Source organism: Aeromonas sp. 61P, from assembly GCF_051919545.1.
Lineage (GTDB): Bacteria > Pseudomonadota > Gammaproteobacteria > Enterobacterales > Aeromonadaceae > Aeromonas > Aeromonas veronii.
Genome location: NZ_JBQBEL010000001.1, coordinates 2586006 through 2606107 on the forward strand (window position 1 = coordinate 2586006; position 20102 = coordinate 2606107).

At 58.2% G+C, this 20102-nt stretch carries 15 protein-coding genes and 1 pseudogene; 12 read left to right on the plus strand and 4 right to left on the minus strand.

All coding sequences use genetic code 11. The features are described 5' to 3' along the window. Nucleotides 1–45: 45 nt before the first annotated feature. The 5 genes and pseudogenes from ACTG2O_RS12370 (at nt 46) to pbpC (ending at nt 10441) form a co-directional block, all read left to right on the plus strand. Nucleotides 46–1265 (plus strand): IS3 family transposase gene (locus tag ACTG2O_RS12370; RefSeq protein ID WP_439975195.1). Its coding sequence is split into 2 segments (ribosomal slippage): nt 46–394 and nt 394–1265, totalling 1221 coding nucleotides; the frame shifts between segments, so codons are not numbered across the junction. A gap of 48 nt (nt 1266–1313) precedes the next feature. Continuing rightward, nucleotides 1314–2126 (plus strand): annotated as a pseudogene (locus ACTG2O_RS12375) (IS3 family transposase); the annotation flags it as partial. 208 nt (nt 2127–2334) lie between these two features. Continuing rightward, complete coding sequence (locus ACTG2O_RS12380; RefSeq protein ID WP_005333990.1) at nt 2335–2994, plus strand: DedA family protein; 660 nt, start codon at nt 2335–2337, stop codon at nt 2992–2994. A 165-nt stretch (nt 2995–3159) separates the two neighbouring features. Next, entirely contained in the window at nt 3160–8043 is a 4884-nt protein-coding gene (locus ACTG2O_RS12385) for an alpha-2-macroglobulin family protein (protein WP_439975883.1), read from the plus strand. Between the two features lie 52 nt (nt 8044–8095). Then, nucleotides 8096–10441 carry a penicillin-binding protein 1C gene (gene pbpC, locus ACTG2O_RS12390; RefSeq protein ID WP_439976663.1) on the plus strand — a complete coding sequence of 782 codons (2346 nt, stop codon included), beginning with the start codon at nt 8096–8098 and terminating at the stop codon, nt 10439–10441. Between the two features lie 426 nt (nt 10442–10867). Here pbpC and ACTG2O_RS12395 read toward each other — a convergent pair whose 3' ends face one another. Then, nucleotides 10868–11833 carry a hypothetical protein gene (locus ACTG2O_RS12395; protein WP_439975884.1) on the minus strand — a complete coding sequence of 322 codons (966 nt, stop codon included), beginning with the start codon at nt 11831–11833 and terminating at the stop codon, nt 10868–10870. Between the two features lie 177 nt (nt 11834–12010). On the opposite strand from ACTG2O_RS12395, the gene thiI reads away from it, so the two are divergent. Next, the gene (gene thiI, locus ACTG2O_RS12400; RefSeq protein ID WP_439975886.1) at nt 12011–13459 is read left to right on the plus strand and encodes a tRNA uracil 4-sulfurtransferase ThiI; all 1449 of its coding nucleotides are present in this window, start codon (nt 12011–12013) and stop codon (nt 13457–13459) included. 76 nt (nt 13460–13535) lie between these two features. Here the strand turns inward: thiI and ACTG2O_RS12405 are convergent, their stop codons facing one another. Together ACTG2O_RS12405 and ACTG2O_RS12410 are read right to left on the minus strand one after the other, a co-directional pair. After that, the gene (locus ACTG2O_RS12405; protein ID WP_005333978.1) at nt 13536–13928 is read right to left on the minus strand and encodes a hypothetical protein; all 393 of its coding nucleotides are present in this window, start codon (nt 13926–13928) and stop codon (nt 13536–13538) included. Between the two features lie 100 nt (nt 13929–14028). Continuing rightward, nucleotides 14029–14661, minus strand: a complete 633-nt coding sequence (locus ACTG2O_RS12410) for a trimeric intracellular cation channel family protein (protein WP_005333975.1) — start codon at nt 14659–14661, stop codon at nt 14029–14031. Between the two features lie 373 nt (nt 14662–15034). Between ACTG2O_RS12410 and flaA the strand changes: the two genes are divergently transcribed. After that, complete coding sequence (gene flaA, locus ACTG2O_RS12415) at nt 15035–15949, plus strand: flagellin A (protein ID WP_019446043.1); 915 nt, start codon at nt 15035–15037, stop codon at nt 15947–15949. Nucleotides 15950–16179: 230 nt separating this feature from the next. Here the strand turns inward: flaA and ACTG2O_RS12420 are convergent, their stop codons facing one another. After that, entirely contained in the window at nt 16180–16386 is a 207-nt protein-coding gene (locus ACTG2O_RS12420; protein ID WP_141108820.1) for a hypothetical protein, read from the minus strand. 146 nt (nt 16387–16532) lie between these two features. On the opposite strand from ACTG2O_RS12420, the gene flaB reads away from it, so the two are divergent. From flaB to ACTG2O_RS12445, 5 genes are read left to right on the plus strand one after another with little or no spacing between them, the layout of a single operon-like run. Further along, the gene (flaB, locus tag ACTG2O_RS12425; protein ID WP_019446042.1) at nt 16533–17444 is read left to right on the plus strand and encodes a flagellin B; all 912 of its coding nucleotides are present in this window, start codon (nt 16533–16535) and stop codon (nt 17442–17444) included. Between the two features lie 33 nt (nt 17445–17477). After that, on the plus strand, nt 17478–17918 hold the full coding sequence (locus tag ACTG2O_RS12430; RefSeq protein ID WP_019446041.1) for a flagellar protein FlaG: 441 nt from the start codon (nt 17478–17480) through the stop codon (nt 17916–17918). Between the two features lie 27 nt (nt 17919–17945). Further along, the gene (gene fliD, locus ACTG2O_RS12435) at nt 17946–19355 is read left to right on the plus strand and encodes a flagellar filament capping protein FliD (RefSeq protein ID WP_019446040.1); all 1410 of its coding nucleotides are present in this window, start codon (nt 17946–17948) and stop codon (nt 19353–19355) included. Nucleotides 19356–19380: 25 nt separating this feature from the next. Beyond that, nucleotides 19381–19803, plus strand: coding sequence for a flagellar export chaperone FliS (gene fliS, locus ACTG2O_RS12440; protein ID WP_019446039.1), 423 nt, complete (start codon nt 19381–19383; stop codon nt 19801–19803). Next, nucleotides 19800–20099, plus strand: a complete 300-nt coding sequence (locus ACTG2O_RS12445) for a hypothetical protein (RefSeq protein WP_019446038.1) — start codon at nt 19800–19802, stop codon at nt 20097–20099. Before fliS ends, ACTG2O_RS12445 begins: the two co-directional genes overlap by 4 nt. Nucleotides 20100–20102: the final 3 nt, after the last annotated feature.

A 20102-nucleotide genomic window follows, 5' to 3' on the forward strand; every position in this document is an offset into this window, starting at 1 on the left:
CCTGAATATGGTTTACACCTTTCCCCCCAATAAATGGAGAGCCCGATGGGACAAGGTGTGAAACGGACACAGCGCGATTACTCGCTGACTTTTAAACTGGCGCTGGTCGAGCAGATTGAAAAAGGCGAGCTCACCTACAAACAGGCTCAGGTGCGTTATGGCATTCAGGGCCGCTCCACCGTTCTGGTATGGTTGCGTAAACATGGTCGGCAAGATTGGAGCCAGGGGGCTTCTGTGCGTGCCGGCAGGAGCATCACCATGCCTGACCACGACAATCAGACGCCCGAACAGCGCATCAAGGAACTTGAGCAACAGCTGGCGTTGATGAGTCAGAAGGCCCAGTTCTTTGAGGCCGTCGTCGATGTACTGAAGAATGACTACGGCGTCTCCATCGTAAAAAAGCGACCCGGCAAGTCCTCTCGCAGCGGCAAGTCGAGAGGCTGACCATTGTCAGGGCTTGCCTGTTTCTGGGGATAAGCCGGCAGGCTTACTACAAGCGCAATCGGGTCGCCGACGAGCGCCATGCACAGGGATTGCAAGTGGTGCGTTTTGTGCGTCAGGTTCGACTGCGACAACCGCGGGTGGGCACTCGCAAGCTGCATTATCTGCTGCAGGGTCAGGATGATGGCGGGCTCAAGGTCGGGCGGGACAGGCTGTTTCAGATATTGGCCGAGCACCGCCTGCTGGTGCAGCCCAGGCGGGCGTATCACAAGACCACCCACAGTTTTCACCGTTTCTACCGTCATCCCAACTTGCTCAAGGCGGGGCCAGAGCAGGTCACACCGGTGGCCCCGGAGCAGGTCTGGGTCGCTGATATCACCTATCTGCCAGCCAGAAGCGGGCCGCTGTACCTGAGCCTGGTGACGGATGCCTACTCACGCAAGATAGTGGGCCATCACGTGCACGAAGGGATGCACGCCGAATCGGTGGCGATGGCGTTCAAGAAAGCACTGAAGCAACGACGTGGCGGCGGTGAACTCATCCATCACTCTGACCGCGGCGTGCAGTATTGCTCTGGGCTGTATCAGTCATTACATGAACGGTACGGGGTGAAATGCTCGATGACGGATGGGTATGACTGCTACCAGAATGCGTTGGCGGAGCGGGTGAACGGGATTTTGAAAGGAGAGTTATTGTTGCAAAGCCCGCAGGATTTGACGCAAGCGCGGGAAATGGTGCGTGAAGCAGTGGATATTTACAACGCGGAGCGGCCGCATCATGCGTTGAAATACAGAACCCCCGATGCGGTACATAGGGGGTTCTGAGTGGAGCAAAGCTAGCCGAAAATGTGTAAACCTATTTCAGGACTAGACAGGGCTTGCCTGTTTCTGGGGATAAGCCGGCAGGCTTACTACAAGCGCAATCGGGTCGCCGACGAGCGCCATGCTCAGGGATTGCAGGTGGTGCGCTTTGTGCGTCAGGTTCGACTGCGACAACCTCGGGTGGGCACTCGCAAGCTGCATTATCTGCTGCAGGGTCAGGATGATGACGGGCTCAAGGTCGGGCGGGACAGGCTGTTTCAGATATTGGCCGAGCACCGCCTGCTGGTGCAGCCCAGACGGGCGTATCACAAGACCACTCACAGTTTTCACCGTTTCTACCGTCATCCCAACTTGCTCAAGGCGGGGCCAGAGCAGGTCACACCGGTGGCCCCGGAGCAGGTCTGGGTCGCAGATATCACCTATCTGCCAGCCAGGAGCGGGCCACTGTACCTGAGCCTGGTGACGGATGCCTACTCACGCAAGATAGTGGGCCATCACGTACACGAAGGGATGCACGCCGAATCGGTGGCGATGGCGTTCAAGAAAGCACTGAAGCAACGACGTGGCAGCGGTGAACTCATCCATCACTCGGACCGCGGCGTGCAGTATTGTTCTGGGCTGTATCAGTCACTACATGAACGGTACGGGGTGAAATGCTCGATGACGGATGGGTATGACTGTTACCAGAATGCGTTGGCGGAGCGGGTGAACGGGATTTTGAAAGGAGAGTTATTGTTGCAAAGCCCGCAAGATTTAACGCAAGCGCGGGAAATGGTGCGTGAAGCAGTGGATATTTACAACGCGGAGCGGCCGCATCATGCGTTGAAATACAGACCCCCCGATGCGGTACATCGGGGGGTCTGAGTAGAGAAATGCTAGTTGAAAATGTGTAAACCTATTTCAGGACTAGACATCGGCAAGATTGGAGCCAGGGGGCTTTGTGCGCGTCGGCAGGAGCATCACCATGTTTGACCCCGACAGACACACCCGGACAAAATTAACGTTTTGTTCAGGGGATGGGTGCTATAACCCCTGCCTCGTTCATGATGAACCGTGTAGTAGGGAGAGTGACATGCTGGATATGCTGATGGCCATTTGGCATCAGGATTTTGACGCCCTGGTTCAGATGCAGGCGGTACCCCTGCTGATCAGTTGCCTGATGCTGGTACTGCTGCTGGAGTCCGCATTCGTCTTCCTGCCCCTGCCGGGGGACAGCCTGGTACTGCTGGCCGGTGGGTTGGTTGGCATGGGTGTGTTTGGCCCTGAAGTAACACTTATTTATCTGCCGTTGGCTGCTGGCATAGGTTCTGTGCTCGCCTACTGGCAGGGACGGGCCCTGCAGCGCACCCGCTTTATGGATCATATCGAACGGATGTTGCCTCCCGACAGCCTGCCCAAGGCGACCCGGCTGCTGAAAAAGTACGGTTTTCTGGCGATGTTCTCCTCCCGTTTTATCCCGTTCGTGCGGGTACTGACCCCCATGCTGATGGGGATTGGCCGCTTGAGCGTGCTGCGCATGTGCGTGGCCAGCTTTGCCAGTGCCTTTATGTGGGCGCTCTGCCTCAGTTTGGTGGGCAAGCTGGCGATGAATACCCCCTTCTTCCTCCACCACAGCGAACTGTTGACCCGGGCCCTGCTGATTACCTCGCTGGTGCTGTTTCTGGCGGCCGTCATGGCCATCCTGTTTCGCTGGTTCAAAGGCGGAGCAAAAAACGAGACCAGCCACGACTAGATGACAACCCTTGCCGCACTGGATCAGTGGGCAAGGGGGTTCTCGTGCGGCAGGGGGGCGGAATTGTGCCCATTCGGGTAATGAGCTTTGTGTCGGGTGAGCAGGATGCCTTATCCTGTTTCCAGCCACGCTGCGTTTGCAGCGCTCCAACTCGGGATGGAACCTATGCGCCTCTTCGACTCTCCCTCTGCTTTTCACCGCTCTACCGCTGAAACCGGCGCTCTGCGCCGCCGCTGGTCAACCCTGCTGCTTTGCGGGGTAGTCGGTTTGCTGTCTGGCTGCGGCCCTGACAAGCCCACCAGCCAAGTACCGACCACAGAATCCACAGCGCAGCAGGAGGCCGGGGCGCCAACTTCTGTAGTGCAGGCAAATGCCCGCCAATATCGCGATGCCCCGGCGCTGGCGCTGGTTTTCTCCGGCCCCCTTGCGCCCAAGGTAAACTGGCAGAGCTGGCTTTCGGTCAGCGAGGGGGGCAAGCAGCTGCAGGGGGAGTGGATCCTGGCCGACGATGGTCGCACCCTCTATTTCCCAAATGTGCAGCCCGATAAAAGCTATGAGGTGAGCCTCAAGGCGGGACTGGGCCCATCCCCCCAGAGCTGGACCCTCAAGACCCGCCCGCTGGAGGCGGGGGCCTCCTTTACCGCCAGCGGCATGGTATTGCCGCTGCGCCAAGAGCTGCGCCTGCCCATCAGCGCGGTCAATGTGGATGAGGTCAATATCGACTTCTTTCGGGTCGATGCCGAATACCTGCCCCGTTTCCTGGCCGAGTATCGCCCCGGTTCCGGCATGGGCAACTGGGAGCTTGAACAGATCACCAAGCGGGCCAAGCGGGTGTTCAGCGGCCGCTATGCGCTGGAGCTCGATGCCAACCGGCGCGAGACCCGCCTTATCAATGTGAAGGAGCCGCAGCTGGCGGAGGCTGGCGTCTACTTTGCGGTGATGTCGCCCCTTGGCAACTACGACTGGCGCAAGGAGACCACCTATTTCGCGGTGAGCGACATGGGGCTCAGTGCCCGCCGTTACCGCGATCAGCTGGAGGTGTTCGTGAGCTCCCTGGCCAGCGCCGACCCGCTCAAGGATGTGCAGCTCTCCCTGCTCGACGAGAAGGGCAACCGGCTGCAGGTGCAAACCACTGATCCGCAGGGCCATCGCCGCTTTGATCAGGTGCAGGGGGCTCGCTTGCTGCTGGCCGAACAGGGCAACCATCTGGCGGTGCTGCGCCTCGATGGGGCTGCGCTCGATCTCTCCACCTTCGATCTCGGCACCCAGCCCTGGCAGGCCCAGCAGCTCTATCTGTTCAGCGGGCGCGATCTCTATCGTCCCGGCGAGCGGCTCGACAGCGAGATCCTGCTCAAGGGCCAAGATGGCCAGCTGTTGCCCGGTATGGCAGTGGAGCTGGAGGTGAAACAGCCGGATGGTCAGCTGCTCGAACAAAAGCGGCTGCTACCGGACAATCTTGGCGCGGCCCACTACGGTCTGCGCCTGCCGGACGATGCGCCGCTCGGGCGCTGGACCATTAACCTCAAGACCGCCGCTGGTAGTCGTTTCGAGTGGCCCTTTTTGGTGGAGGAGTTTTTGCCGGAGCGGCTCAAACTGCAGCTTGGCAAGGGGCCGGATGGTGAAGTGACGGATCTGGACGCCTCCCTCACCCTGCCGCTGCAAGGGGACTATCTCTACGGTGCGCCTGCGAGCGCCACCAAGGCGAAGGCGGAGGTAAAAATCAGCCGCGCCACCATGCCCTTTACCCAGTGGCAGGAGTTCACGCTGGGTGACGTGCTGCTCGCCGAGCAGGCCAAGGATCTCGAGGCGCACAGTCTCACCCTCGATGCGCAGGGGCAGGGGGCTTTTTCGCTGCAAGATGAGCTCGATGGAGTGCGCGCCCTCGGGCCGCTGGAGGTGGCCTATCGGGTGTCGCTCTCCGAGCCCGGCGGTCGCGCCGTCAATCGCAGCCGCACCCAGTATGGCTGGCCTGCGGGCAGCCAGTGGCCGGCGCTCAAGGCCGACTTCGTGGCGGATCGGGTAGAGGGGGGCAAGCCGCTCCCCTTCCAGATCCTCAACCTCGATGAGCAAGGCCAGCCGGTGGCGGGGGCGGTGAAGGTGCGCCTTATCAACGAGTACCGCGACTACTACTGGCATTACGCCGATGGCGAGGGGTGGAAGTACGAGTTCAACAGCCAGCCCTATCTGGAGCAGGAGCAGACCCTGCAGCTGGATGGCAAGGGGCCGACCCCGCTCACGCTGCAACTGGCGGCGGGCTGGTATCGGTTGGAAGTGGAGAATAGTCAGGGCCATCAATCCAGCCTGCGGGTTGAGATCGGCAGTTACGCCTGGGGCGGCGGTGGCGAGCAGGCGCGGCCTGACAAGATTGCCATCACCCTCGACAAGCGCGCCTATCTGGCGGGCGACAAGGCCAAAGTGACGCTGGTGGCGCCGCGTCCCGGCAAGGGGTTGCTGCTGGTGGAAGATGGCGACGGTCTGCGCTGGTGGCAGCGTATCGAGCTCAAGGGGGCCGGTGGCGATGCCAAGGATACCCGCGGCGAGTTCGAGATCCCGGTCAGTCCCGAGTGGCAGCGCCATGACTTGCATATCTCGGCCCAGATCGCCGCGCCAGACAGCGCCTCCAAACCGGCTGGCAAGCAGCAGGGGCAGAGCCTGCGCTCGGTCGGGTTGGTGCCGCTCACCCTGGATCGGGAAGCGCGCCGTCTGCCGCTCACCCTGAGCGCGCCTGATAAAGCGGTGCCCCTTACCCGGCTGGAAGTGACCGCAACCTCCACCCCCAATAGCCAAGGGCGGGTGGTGCTGGCGGCGGTGGATCGGGGCGTGCTCAACATCAGCGACTACCAGCCTCTCGACCCGTTCGAGATCTTCTTTGGTCGCAAGCGCTTCGCCCAAGATTTGTTCGACAACTACGGCCAGGTGATCCCGCCGCAGGATGGCAAGCTGGCCCGCCTCAACTACGGGGGCGATCGGGCGCCGCTGAAAAAGGGTGGCGCGCTGGAGAGCCGGGTCGAGATAGCCGTACTGTGGAGCGGCGAGGTGAGTTTTGACCAGCAGGGCAAGGCAGTGATCCCGCTCGATTTGCCCAACTTCAACGGCGAACTGGCACTGATGGCGCTGGCCTGGAACGAACAGCAAGTCGGCGAGGCCGAGCGCGCCGTCAAGGTGGTGGCGCCCTTGGTGGCCGAGATTGGCTGGCCGCGCTTTGGCGCGAGAGGGGATGCGACCCGTGCGCTGGTGCAGCTGCGCAACATGAGCGGCGAGGAGCAGACCCTCTCCCTTGTCTGGACCCTCAATGGTGGGCTCAAGGCAAACGGCGAGCTACCCCGCACCCTGGCCCTTAAAAATGGCGAGGAGCAGTGGCTGACCCTGCCGCTCACCGTGACCGGGGCAAGCGGCGTGGCAAGCCTGCAGTTGGCGGCCAGCGGCAAGGATTTTGCCATCAGCCGCGACTGGACTTTGCCGCTGCGCTCCCCTTGGCCGGCCGAGACTCGCCAGCGCTACCAGATGCTGGCTCCCGGCCAGCAGATGAGCTTTGCGCCAGCTGAGCTGACCGGGCTGGATCGCGCCAACCTGCAGGGGCTGCTCAGCCTCTCCGGCACCCCCCCTTGGGATCCGGCAGCCCAGTGGCAGGCGCTGGCTGACTACCCCTACGCCTGTCTGGAGCAGACCCTGTCCCGTGCCTGGCCTTACTTGCTGACCACGGCCGATGAGCGGGCCGTCTGGCGCAAACTCGCAGCGGGCAAGAAAGCGGCGAGTGAGGCGGATGTGCAACGCGCCCTGCTGCAACGGTTGCAGCGGTTGCAACTGCCCAGCGGCGGCTTTGGCCTCTGGGATGGTCGCTCCGACGAGGAGCAGTGGCTCACCGCCTATGCCGCCGACTACCTGCTGGCGCGCAAGGAGGCGGGCGACGCAGTGCCGGAGGCGATGCTCAATCAGGCGCTGAACCGGCTGCAAAGCTATCTCACCGACAGCCAGTATGGCGAGCGCTGGAGCAGTGCCCCCGAGCACAGCCGACTTGCGTATCAGGCTTACAGTGCCTATGTGTTGGCCCGGGTGGGCAAGGCGCCGCTCGCTACCCTGCGCCTTGTCTGGGAGCAGCAGGCCGATCACGCCCGTTCCGGTTTGCCGCTAATCCACCTCTCGCTGGCCCTCTCGGCCATGGGGGATGAGCAGAACGCCGCCAGGGCCCTCAGTCGGGCATTGGCGACCGAGCGCGGTGATGACTATCTGGGTGATTACGGCTCGCCGCTGCGCGATGAAGCCCTTGAGCTCTCCTTGCTACGCCAGCACAAGCTGGCTGTGGAGCGCTGGTCAGCCCTCAGTGCCAAGGTGGCAGATACCCTGGCCCATCGTCAGTGGCTCAGCACTCAGGAGCGGCTCGCCCTGCTGCGACTCGCCCGCTTCGATCCGGCCGCTGACTGGCAGGCCAAGGTAACTTCCTCTCTTGGCAGTGGATCCCTGAGCGGTTCGGCTCCGCTGCAGCAGGGCGCCCCCGAGGCGCTGGCGGCGAGCACCGTCACCAACGAGGGCAAGGGATCCCTCTATGTGCAGCGCACTCTGGTCGGTTACCCCGAACAGGCTCCGGCACGGATCAGCAAGGGGATGAGCGTGACCCGCAGCTGGTTCAACAGCGATGGTCAACCGTTTGATCCCGCCAAGGTGAAGGTGGGCGATCTGGTGGTGGTGCGGCTCAATGTCAGCAGTGAATCGGCGGTGCCCGATGCCCTGCTGGTGGAGATGGTGCCCGCCGGCTTCGAGCTGGAGAACCCGGCCCTTGGCAACAGCATCAAGCTGGAAGAGCTCTCCATTGAGGGGAAACCGGCGTGGCAGAGCGAGTGGAACGATTATCTCAAGCATCAGGAGTTTCGCGATGACCGCTACACGGCAGCGCTGGATCTGAGCGAGGGGAGCAACCAGCAACTGGTCTACCTGATGCGGGCGGTGACGCCGGGTCGCTATCAGGTGCCGCCGACCCAGGTGGAGGATATGTACCGGCCCGAGCTGCGGGCCGTGGGTGAGGATATCCATGAGGTGATCATCTCTGAGTAACATTCCCTCCCTTGAGCGGGTTCGCCCGCTCACTTTCTGGCAGCGTGGCTGGCTGAAATTAGTTCGCAGTGGCCGCGCTGGCTGGCGCTGGCTTGGTCGCCTGCCACGCTGGCTGTGTTTCTCGGTGCTGGGCGTTGTAGCACTGCTGCTGTCATTGCTGGCGCTGGATAGACTCTTCCCGCCGCCACCACTCGACCCCGCCTATGCGCGGGTGGTGCTCGACATGAAAGGGCGGCCACTGCGCGCCTTTGCCGATACCAGCGGCGTGTGGCGCTACCCCGTGACCCTGGAGCAGGTCTCCCCCCGCTATATCGAGGCGTTGCTGGGTTACGAGGATCGCTACTTCTGGCGTCATCCCGGGGTTAATCCGGTGGCCATGGTGCGCGGGGTCTGGCAGTGGCTGCGCTATGGGCGGGCTGTATCGGGCGGCTCGACCCTCACCATGCAGGTGGCCCGCCTTATCGAGCCCTACCACAGGAGCGTGCCCGGCAAACTGCGCCAGATGGCCCGCGCGCTGCAGCTGGAGTGGCACTACGACAAGCGCACCCTGCTCACCGTCTACCTCAACCGGGCGCCGTTTGGCGGCAATCTGGAGGGGGTGCAGGCGGCAAGTTTTGCCTATCTCGGCAAGAGTGCGGCCAAGCTGACCTATGCCGAGGCGGCGTTGTTGGCAGTGTTGCCGCAGGCTCCCAGCCGCAACCGGCCGGACCGCCATCCCGAGCGGGCCCGCACCGCCCGTGACAAGGTAATGCAGCGGCTGGTGGCTCAGGGTGTCTGGCCCGAGCCGGTGTGGTTGGAGGGACGTATCGAGCCGGTGCTGGCCCGCGGTCACTTCACGCCGATGGAGGCGCCGCTCTTTGCCCGTCTCGCCGCTGACAATCAGACCGGGGCGCTGGTGCACACCACCATCGACGGGGATCTGCAGCGCTGGCTGGAGGGACGGGTAGCCAGTTATATCCGCCGTTTCCCCGAGCAGACCTCAGCAGCGTTGCTCTTGGTAGACAACAAAACCATGGCGGTGCGGGCCTATGTAGGCAGCGCCGAATATGGCAACCTGCGCCGCCACGGTTACCTCGACATGGTGCAGGCGATCCGCTCCCCCGGCTCCACTCTCAAGCCATTTATCTATGGTCTGGCGATGGACGAGGGGCTGGTGCACTCGGCCTCCCTGCTCTCCGATGCGCCGAGGCTGGGCTCGGATTATCGCCCCGCCAACTTTTCCGGCGCCTTTCAGGGGCCGGTGACGCTTGCTCAGGCGCTGCAGCAATCCCTCAACGTGCCGGCGGTGCAGGTGCTGGAGGCGCTCGGGCCCGACAAGCTGGTCAGCCGCCTCGACAATGCCGGGGCGCGGCTGGCGCTCTCCGACAAGCCAAATCCGGCCATCGCGCTGGGGGCAGCGGGCATTAGGCTCGAGCAGCTGGTGGCGCTCTACAGCTCGCTCACCCGGCAGGGGCAGGTGGCGATGCCGGTCTGGCTGGCGGGGCAGCAGGCGGTGTCGCGCCCCTTGCTGAGTCCGGGGGCTGCCTGGATCATCTGGCAAGTATTGAGCGCGCAGGGGCGGGCGGATCAGCCTTTTGCCAGCGAGGCAACCGGCAGGGTCAACAGACTGGCCTGGAAGACAGGCACCAGCTACGGCTATCGCGACAGCTGGGCGATGGGGGTCTCCGGTCGCTGGACCATAGGCGTCTGGTTGGGGCGACCCGACGGTACCCCCATGCCCGGTTTTTACGGACAGAGCGCGGCGGTGCCGCTGCTGCTGTCGGTCTACTCGCGATTGGCTGACAACAGCCCCTTGCCGGCACAACCCAACACGGTGAGCGAGGCCGAGATTTGCTGGCCGCTGGGGCGCAAGGCGAGCGCGACCCTGTCTGAGGTTTGTTTGCAGCGCCAGAGCGCCTGGTTGCTGGAAGGGCGCGATCCTCCCACCTTGCCGGACCCCATGGACTGGCCCTCGCCGCTGCGCCAAGTGGCGCTGACCGCCGAGGGCAAGCCGACCCTGATCCGTTGCCAGGATGCGGCGCAATCCGGTTTTCGGGCGCTCTGGCCGTTGTCGCTGGAGCCTTGGCGGTCACCTGGTGAGCGACGGCAGGCGCTGCTCGCCAGCGGCTGCGCGGGGGAAGGGCAGAGCGCCGAGCTGCAGGCCCCCATTCGCATCGTGGCGCTGGGGGAGGGCAACCTTATCCGCAGCCAGCGCTATCGGTTGCAGCCCAAGGTGCTCGGCGGTGTCGGCAAGTCGGCCTGGTTTCTCAACGGCCAGCGGCTGCGCTGGGACGGGGATCAGGTGCTGAGTGTGGCGGGTCGTTATCAGCTGGTGGTGGTGGACGAGGCGGGTAACAGCGATCGCATCGAGTTTCGCGTGGTGCATCCTGACAGTGATGCCGGCACCATCACCCGTTGAGCGTTTTGCCGACAGCCATTGAGGTGAATGTAATTAACTGTTTGAAATGCATCAATATTTGATTGGATGAATTAATTTGTGAATAATTACGAATTCATTCAAATCCAATCGGGAGTTCTCTTTTGCTGCGTGTTCTGTGTCCCTTGCTGGTGCTGATGAGTTCGGGTTGTGCCACAACCAATCATGGTGATCACCATGTTTCTCCTGAACGTACCGGGTTCTATTCACCTTTCGAACCTGCTTCCGAGAGTTTTGCTCGTTGCAATCAGAAACAGTTTGCCTGTACCCCTGCCAATATCCGCCGTGACAGGGCGATGGAGGCGCGCAGGCAGGCGCAAGAGCGGGCCAATCACCGGGGTGATGATTGGTAGGCCGCAGAAAACGAGAGGGGTTGGCAGATGCCAACCCCTTTTTCATTCCGCCAATTCAGCCCTGTTGGCGCAGATGACCGAGCCGGGTGAAGAAGTGCTGGCTCTTGCGCTGGTGAAAGTGGCTCTTCTTGATGGGATGGAAGATGAGGTTGCTTTCGGGATGGCTCGCTTTTAACTGGTGGAGCATGGCTACGGCGGGCAGGCTGGTGCTGACCAAGGTGGTGAGTGGCATGCTGAGGGTCTCGGGCCCGAGCAGTTGATTGAGCCCTTGTTGAGCCTGCTCAAAGCGGGTCACGGCCGCCGGGTCGGCATAGCCGCTACCCAGCATGGTGAGCAGGTTGTCGAGGGCCAGATGAAATTCGGCCAACTGCTGGCGAAAGCCGCTGTGACTGCGCAGGGCGATCAGCTCTGCAAACGGGATGTCGGTCAAGTGAGTGGGTACTTGCAACGGGATTTCGAGGTGGAAGCAATCCTGACCGCCGCGATTGTGGTAGCGGGATTCGAGCAGATGGAGCAGTCGATCCAGATAGTCGTGATCGGTAATAAGCGCCCCGTCATTGGCGAGTGCCCACTCACGGGCGAGACGCATGGAGAGCAGATTGGCAAAGCGCCGCGCCATTCTGATCCCCCCTTCATCCCGGGTCGCAAAGCCGTGAGTCAGGCAAAAGCCGTGCAGTCGCTCCAGCCCCACCTGATCCGGGCAGAAGCAGTCGTGGTTGGCCTCCTGACGCCAGCGACCAATCAGTTCCTTGTTGCCAAACACCTTGTGGCGGACGAAATCGGGGGCCACCAGGCCGCTTATCTGGCTCTCCAATTGCGGGGTAATGGCGGCAAAAAAGGCGGCATCGGGCCGCTCGGCTAGCAGATCGCTCTGCTGTTGAAGGGTATCGAGCAGGGCGGTGAGACCGCTCTTTTCGCTGACGGTGAAGACAAAGGCAAGCCGCTCCAGATAGAGCAAGGCAAATTTGAGCCAGAGCTCGTCGCGTACCTCCATGCCGGGGTAGTAGATATAGGTCTTCATCGGATCAGTCTGTTGTCAAAAATCTGGCGAGGCGCAGGGTCGGGAATATACGCAAGATTGGCGCTGCACGGCAAACACTGCGTGGGGTAATGTGAGCAAACGCTCATCCAGTAGGCGCTGGCCACAAAGTTCTGATATAATTCGCGCCCTTAAATCAAGGTCACCCGAGTCATTACCATGAAGTTCATTATCAAGCTGTTCCCGGAAATCACCATCAAGAGCAAGTCGGTTCGCCAGCGCTTTATCAAGATCCTGCAGGGCAATATCCGCAATGTCCTGCGCCGCTTCGACGACGATGCCCGCGTACGGATGGATTGGGACAAGCTGATCGTGAGCTCCCGCAATGACCAGTTCCGCGAGCAGGCAATCGAAGCCCTGGCCTGCATTCCCGGCATTCAGGCCTTCCTCGAGGTACAAGCCAGCAAGTTTACCGATCTGCACGACATCTTCGAGCAGGTGAAAGCCGTGTGGGGCGACCAGCTCAAGGGCAAAACCTTCTGCGTGCGCGCCAAGCGCCACGGTAAGCATGAGTTCTCCTCCCTCGAGGTTGAGCGCTATGTGGGCGGTGGATTGAATCAGCACTGCGAAAGCAATGGTGTGCGCCTCAAGAACCCGGATGTGAAGATCAACCTCGAGATCGACGGTGAGGAGCTCTTCATCGTCAGCGCCATCCATCAGGGCCTGAGCGGCATGCCCATCGCGACCCAGGAAGATGTGCTGAGTCTGCTCTCCGGCGGTTTTGACTCCGGTGTGGCGTCGTTCCAGTTCATCAAGCGCGGCTGCCGGGTGCACTACTGCTTCTTCAATCTGGGCGGTGCGGCCCACGAGATCGGCGTCAAGCAGGTGGCCTATCACTTGTGGAACCGCTTCGGTTCATCCCATCGGGTGCGTTTCACCGCTGTGGACTTCGAGCCGGTGGTCGCCGAGATCCTCGAGAAGATCGACAACGGTCAGATGGGCGTGGTGCTCAAGCGGATGATGATGCGTGCCGCTGCCAAGGTGGCTGACGAGTTCCAGATCCCGGCGCTGGTGACCGGTGAGTGTGTGGGTCAGGTCTCCAGCCAGACTCTCACCAACCTGAACGTGATCGACCGGGTGACCGACAAGGTGATCCTGCGCCCGCTTATCACTTGGGACAAGCCGGATATCATCAGTGAAGCCCGCCGCATCGGCACCCTGGAGTTCGCCGAAACCATGCCAGAGTATTGCGGTGTCATCTCCAAGAAGCCGACCGTGAAGGCCGAGCTCTCCCGCATTGAAGAGGAAGAGGCCAATTTTGACTTCTCCATTCTGGACAAGGTGGTCTCCGAGGCCCGTTACCTCGATATCCGTCGTATCGATGAAGAGACTGCCGCTGAAGTGCAAGAGGTGGAAACCACCCAGGTGCTGGGTGCTGACGAGGTGATCCTGGATATCCGCTCTGCCGACGAACACGACGAGAAGCCGCTGGTGGTGGAAGGTCGTGAAGTACTGCATATCCCCTTCTTCAAGCTGGCCACCGCCTTTGGCGATCTGCCCAAAGAGAAGACCTACCTGCTCTACTGCGATCGCGGTGTGATGAGCAAGCTGCAGGCGCTCTATCTGAAAGAGAAGGGCTTTGACAACGTCAAGGTGTACCGCCCGTAAGCGTGTTTTTTACCTTCAATAAAAAAATCCGGCCAATGTGCCGGATTTTTTAATTTCACAGAGTGAGCCCTGACTATCAGGGACAGGGAACCGGAGTGAAGGAGTCTTGCCCCTGACAACGCCAGCCCATTTCCGCCTCCCGCATCTGCCACAGGTTGTTGCTGCGATAGAGGGTCAGGATGTAGATCATGTCGCTCTTACTGCCGTCGAGGGCGACTGAGAGCACCAGATCATTGTCCAGCTGCTGGGCATGGATGCGGCTGGGCGTGTCACCATGACCGACGAATCGCAGAGCTACCTCACGGTAGTCATTGACCCAGTTTTGCTGTTGATGGCTTGCCTGGCGTATCTGTTGGTTGAACTGCTGCACCGGCGCCGAGGCCAGTCGTCCAAATACCACTTGTGCTTCGGCGTGGGCTGCCGTCACGTTCGCCAGGAGGAGGGTGGTAAGCATACCGATTTTGCGCATGAGAAGTTCCGGCTAACAACGACTGCTTCTATGACAACAGAAAAGCCTATTTGGTTCAACGCGTGGCCCACAGCGACATGATGACGCTGTGGGCCTGCTCTCAATTGCGTTGCAGGGAGAAGGTCGGTAGCGAAAGATGCCAGTAGATAGCCGCGACCCGCAGGCCAAACACGGCCGTCATGCAGATGAGCATGGCAGTTACCCTGTCCATGTTTGCCTCCAGCGCCAGGGTATAGAGAATGCCGCCAAGGATACAGGCGGTGGCATAGATCTCTTTTTGCAGCACCATGGGGACCTCCCGCGCCAGTACATCGCGGATCATGCCACCGGCTACCCCGGTCATGGTGCCCATGATCACGGCAATCAGCCCCGGGGTGCCGAAGTTGAGGGCCTTCTGGGCACCGATCACGGTAAAGAGGGCCAGTCCGAAGGCATCCGCCACCGGCAGCACATACCAGGGCATTCTGCGGGGCAGTTTGACCATCCACATACCGATCAACGCCGTCGCAATAACGACCCAGATATAGAGGGGATCGCGCACCCAGAACACGGGGGTGGCTCCCAGGATCATGTCACGGATGGTGCCGCCGCCGATGGCAGTGACCGCCGCCAAAACCATGACGCCAAACCCGTCCATTCTGAGTCGGCCAGCCACCAATACCCCTGAAAACGCGAATACCGCAGTACCAAACATGTCGCTGATGTAAACAATCTGCTCAACCAGTGTCTGCATGGAGAACAACTCACGCCAAATTGTTGATGGGGCCGCGATTTTAGGGGCTGGTGAGCCCAATCGCCAACAGTGCTCGACAAAATTGAGAGTCGGGACGGATTTTTTCTCGCAGCACGTACGGTAGTGTCTCGTTTGCCCCCTGCCGTTGGCGAGCTTCAGAATGTTGAGTTTGTCACTGGTTTTGGCCCGATTTTTTCCTTAAGTATCCCCCCGACCCGCCGATATATAAGGTAAGCGGCGTTAATGCGATGAAGCGTTGAAAAAAATGCTAAAGACATCCAAAAACGAGCCGTTAAATAAGACGCATCGGGCACGGAAAATAATAAAGCCTGAGCGAATAGAAGAGTAAATTTAATAGCTTAGGAGAATAGTCATGGGCCTTTATATCAACACTAACGTTTCATCGCTCAACGCGCAGCGTAACCTGATGAATACGACCAAATCACTGGATACTTCCTACACTCGACTGGCATCCGGCTTGCGTATCAACAGCGCCAAAGATGATGCCGCGGGTCTGCAAATCGCCAACCGTTTGACGTCTCAGGTGAACGGTTTGAATCAGGGTAACCGCAACGCCAACGATGGTATTTCGGTAGCGCAAACTGCGGAAGGTGCAATGGATGAAGTGACTTCCATGCTGCAGCGTATGCGTACCCTGGCTCAACAATCAGCCAACGGCTCCAACAACACTGATGACCGTACCGCGTTGCAGCAAGAGTATGACCAGCTGATGACCGAAATTGATCGTGTGGCAAAAGATACCACATTCGGTGGTAAGCAACTGCTTAACGGTGGTTATGTCGGCTCTTTCCAGGTTGGTGCCGATGCGGCTCAAACCATTACTTTCAGAATGACCACTGCGTTTACCATCGCAGGTATGGCTTCGGCTGCCAAGGGCAATGCAACAATCTCTGCCGGTTCAACTGGTAGCAAAGAGCCTTTCAAAGTAACGGCCTCAACCAGCGCAGTGACTGTGGCAAACATGAATAGCATCAAGTTGGCGAGTTCGGCCCAGTCTGCTATGGCCAACCTCGACTACATGATTAAAGTTGTAGACAGCAAGCGAGCTGAATTGGGTGCAGTGCAAAACCGCTTCGATTCAACCATTCGCAATCAGGCGAACGTCTCCGAAAACGTTAGTGCTGCCCGCTCACGGATCCGTGATGCTGACTTTGCGACTGAAACCGCCAACCTGACCAAGCAGAACATTCTGCAGCAGGCCGCATCGACCATTCTGTCTCAGGCAAACCAGCGCCCGCAGTCTGCACTGTCACTGTTGCAAGGCTAACAAAAGAAAACAGGGCGGTTGTTCAGGCCGCCCTGGTCAAGAGATGGAACAAAGGGGTGTTCGGGTCGCACTCTGTTCTATCGGGAGAGATATAATCTCTACTAGTAATGCCAAGTGTTGTCCAGCTGTTCAGTTCTGTCACGCTTGGTCATATTCTCCTGAGCATATGCTCATCTTTAGGCCGGTTTACCGGCCTCTTTTTATTGTGTCGCCAAATTGACGTCACTCTGTCAGTTCAAAGCATGAATCGTGCCAACGCATCTTATCCCGTAAACGAGGTCATCATCAGCGGTGATTTGCATGGTGATGCTGCTCAATTCATGTTCTGTTGCCGCTTGCCGGAGAAAACTTGCCGCTTTAGGCAACAATTTTCCTAAAGCTTGTATCTGCGCTGCCGTTAAATAAAGTGAAGCAATCGAGGGGTGTTCGGAATCCAACGTTTGCACTACTGCGGGTGGCCTGTTCGTTCAAACAGACACCCGCCTGAAGAGACAGGCATGTTCAACCTGCTCTTCAAACGGTGGGACGTCGTGTTGTTTAGACGACGCAACCTGCAGTCGCATGTTCTTCGGGAGAATATTTTATGGCCATGTATATCAACACCAACATTTCATCATTGAACGCCCAGCGTAACTTGATGAATACCAACAAGTCTCTGGATACCTCCTATACCAGATTGGCATCCGGTCTTCGCATCAACACCGCCAAAGACGATGCTGCTGGCTTGCAGATCTCCAACCGTTTGACTTCACAGGTTAACGGCTTGAACCAGGGTAATCGCAACGCAAACGATGGTATTTCTGTAGCCCAGACCGCAGAAGGGGCCATGGATGAAATAACCTCCATGTTGCAGCGGATGCGGACTCTGGCGCAGCAATCAGCCAACGGTTCCAACAATACGGATGACCGCGTTGCATTGCAGCAAGAGTACGATCAACTGACAACCGAGATCGATCGCATCTCCAGTGATACCACGTTCGGTGGTCAGAAGTTGCTGGACGGTAAATATAAGGGCTCATTCCAGGTCGGTGCGGATGCTACCCAGACCATTACCTTCAAGATGACCAGTGCCTTTACCATTAGCGGTATTGCTGGCGCATCAAAAGGCAGTGCCACCATCGCCGCCGGTTCTACTGGTAGTAAAGAGCCGTACAAGGTAACCGCTGCGACAACTGCTGTAACTGTTGCCAACATGAACAGTATCAAAACAGCCAGTGGTGCCCAGTCTGCTATGGCCAACCTCGACTACATGATCAAGGCGGTTGATAGCAAACGTGCAGAGCTTGGTGCGGTCCAGAACCGTTTCGACTCGACCATTCGCAACCAGTCCAACGTGTCCGAGAACTTGAGTGCAGCACGTTCGCGTATCCGTGATGCGGACTTTGCGACAGAAACCGCCAACCTGACCAAGCAGAACATCCTGCAGCAGGCTGCTTCAAGTATCCTGGCGCAAGCTAACCAAAGACCGCAATCTGCGCTGTCCCTGTTGGGTTAACGGGTAGTGATGAGATAGAAAAGGAGCGACGATATGGCCAATGACATTGGAATTCCCTCATCGGTCACTCCTTCTTCTCTTCAGTCAAGTAGCAAGAGCGGCCAATCGGCCGCTCAAGTGCTATCTGGCATGGCGGAAGAGCAGCGGGTGATGACACAGGATGTGGAAAAACAACAAGAGGAGCGAGCCAAAGAGAAGGTTCGCAAATCCGATGTCTCAGATAAGGATATTGAAAAAGAGGTACAAAACTTGCAGGAGTTCAGCAAGTTGCAGGGATGGACCGTCAACTTCAGCGTCGAAAAGGATCTCGAGCAAGTTGTTATCAAGGTGATGGACGCCAATACCAAGTCAATGATCCGCCAGATCCCAAGTGAAGAGTTGCTGGCTATCAGCAAGCGGCTCAAGGATCTGCGTGAAGTTGATGTTATAGGTGGTGGCTCAAGAGTCGGATTATTGCTTGATAAAGAGATTTAATACGCAAGTTTTACGAGGAGAGTGAGAATGGCCACGATTACGTCTGCTGGTGCGGGTTCACAGCTGGACTTGGAGTCTGTCATTGCCGCGAGCGTCAATGCCAAGAAGGCGCAACTGATGCAGCCCATCACCACCAAAAAGACCAATGCCCAGATCACTCTCTCCGGGGTTGGACAGTTGAAGTCGGCCATCGCCTCTTTTGTGACGACACTTCAGGCCATGTCCAAAGATGATGCGTTCAACAAACGCTCGATTAATATTACCCAGGACAAGGACAAACCCGTTCTCAAGGTGGAGAGCAAGGCGGGGGCTTCCAACGGGCAATATGATATCAGCGTCGAACAATTGGCGAAGACCAGTAAATTTGACGGTACTTTCGACTCATCGACGACTCCCCTTATCACTGAGGATGGGAAGCTGACCTTCAAGGCTGGTGACAAGACCTTCGATGTCGATGTGAAAGCAGGGGATTCACTACAGTCCATCCGTAAACGCATCAACAATGACGCCGACAATTTCGGTTTGAGCGTCAATATAGTCAATACCTCCGATGGTAAATCCAAGCTGATGATCGATTCCGGGGTAAGCGGCAGCGGCAAGGACCTGCAGATCACTGGCAGTACTACCGACCTGACCGATAATCTCGTATCCAAACTGACCAAGCGCCAAGATGCTCAAGATGCCAAGATCACCGTTGATGGAAATACTCTGACCAGTTCATCCAATACTTTCGATGGCACCATTGTCGGACTTAAACTGACCGTGTTGCGGGAGTCGGATAGCACAACCTCTACCGATGCCAGCGGTAATCCGGTCAAGACCTACAGCTCTAACAAGGTTGACGTGACCACCGACAAGGCTGGCATAAAGGACATGGTCAAAAGCTTTGTCGACGGTTACAACGCGCTGGTGAAGAAGAGCAATGAGCTCGGCAAGCGTAATACGATCGTTGAAGGGAAGAGCAAGAATGATGGTGGGGCTCTGGCGGGCGATGCAACGACGCGTGCCGTAGTCAATATGATGAATGGCATCATCACCGAGCCTTCGAAAAACTCCTCTACTTATAAAACGATTTTTCAGATGGGCATAAAGATGGATAACAAAGGGGTATTGTCTATCGACGATACCAAGTTCAACGAGGCCATCGACAAGAATTTCGATCAGGTAGTGGCAGTTTTTGGCGGTAAGGATGGGATCGCCGGTCAGCTGGCCAGCCAGCTGGAAACCTACTCCAAGACCGGTGGTTTGTTGGCGAAACGGGAAGACTCTTTGAATTCCGATCTGCGCGAAGTGGGTCGTAAGGAGTCAGATGTTGCCACTCAGCTGACCAAGTATGAAGAGACCTTGCGGGCCCGTTACGGAAGTCTGGATGCTATGTTGGCCAAGATGAATAAATCTGCCTCATATTTAAGTATGCTAAATACAAACAATAGTTAATGTGAAGTCATGAGTGGTGTTTCATATGTATCATAAAAATATAAAGGCCTATACCACCCAGAATCTGCAATCCGAATTGGCAGTAGCCGATCCTTACCGCGTGATTCAACTTTTGATGCAAGGTTGCCTGGAGCGCTTGGCTCAGGCTCGTGGTGCTATCGAACGTCGAGATTTTGAGCAAAAATCCCAGTCTATCTCTAAAGCAATGGCCATTATCAACGGGCTGCAAGATTCACTTGATCTCTCTTATGGTAAGGTTCCCGAAGACCTTTCTGCGCTTTATGACTACATGAAAGCTAGGATGATGGATGCCAGCCGTGATATGGATATCACAGCTGTCGATGAGGTTATGAATCTGATGCTGACAGTTAAAAGCGGTTGGGATGCTATTCCTGTCGAGGAGCGAGATAAGGCCTTGGCTCAACAAAAAGTGGGCGGAACCGAATGAGCAATAACCGTTTGCCAGAATTAATCGCAGCAGGTCAAGAGTTACTGACCTTGTTCGAACAGGAGGATGTGCAAACGGCTGAACAGTTGATCGACCATTATCTCATTCTCCTTGATGCTGTTTTCCAGAATATCCCTCCACATGTGGTTCTTGACATGGATCACCAACAAGCATTGGTGCAGTTTCAAACCCTACATGAGCTGATAGAACATGCAAAGAATCAGACAGAAGCAGCTTTGTGGAAATTTTCAAAAGCAGGTCGAGCATCTGATATGTACAAGCTGAACGCAGGTTAGGCA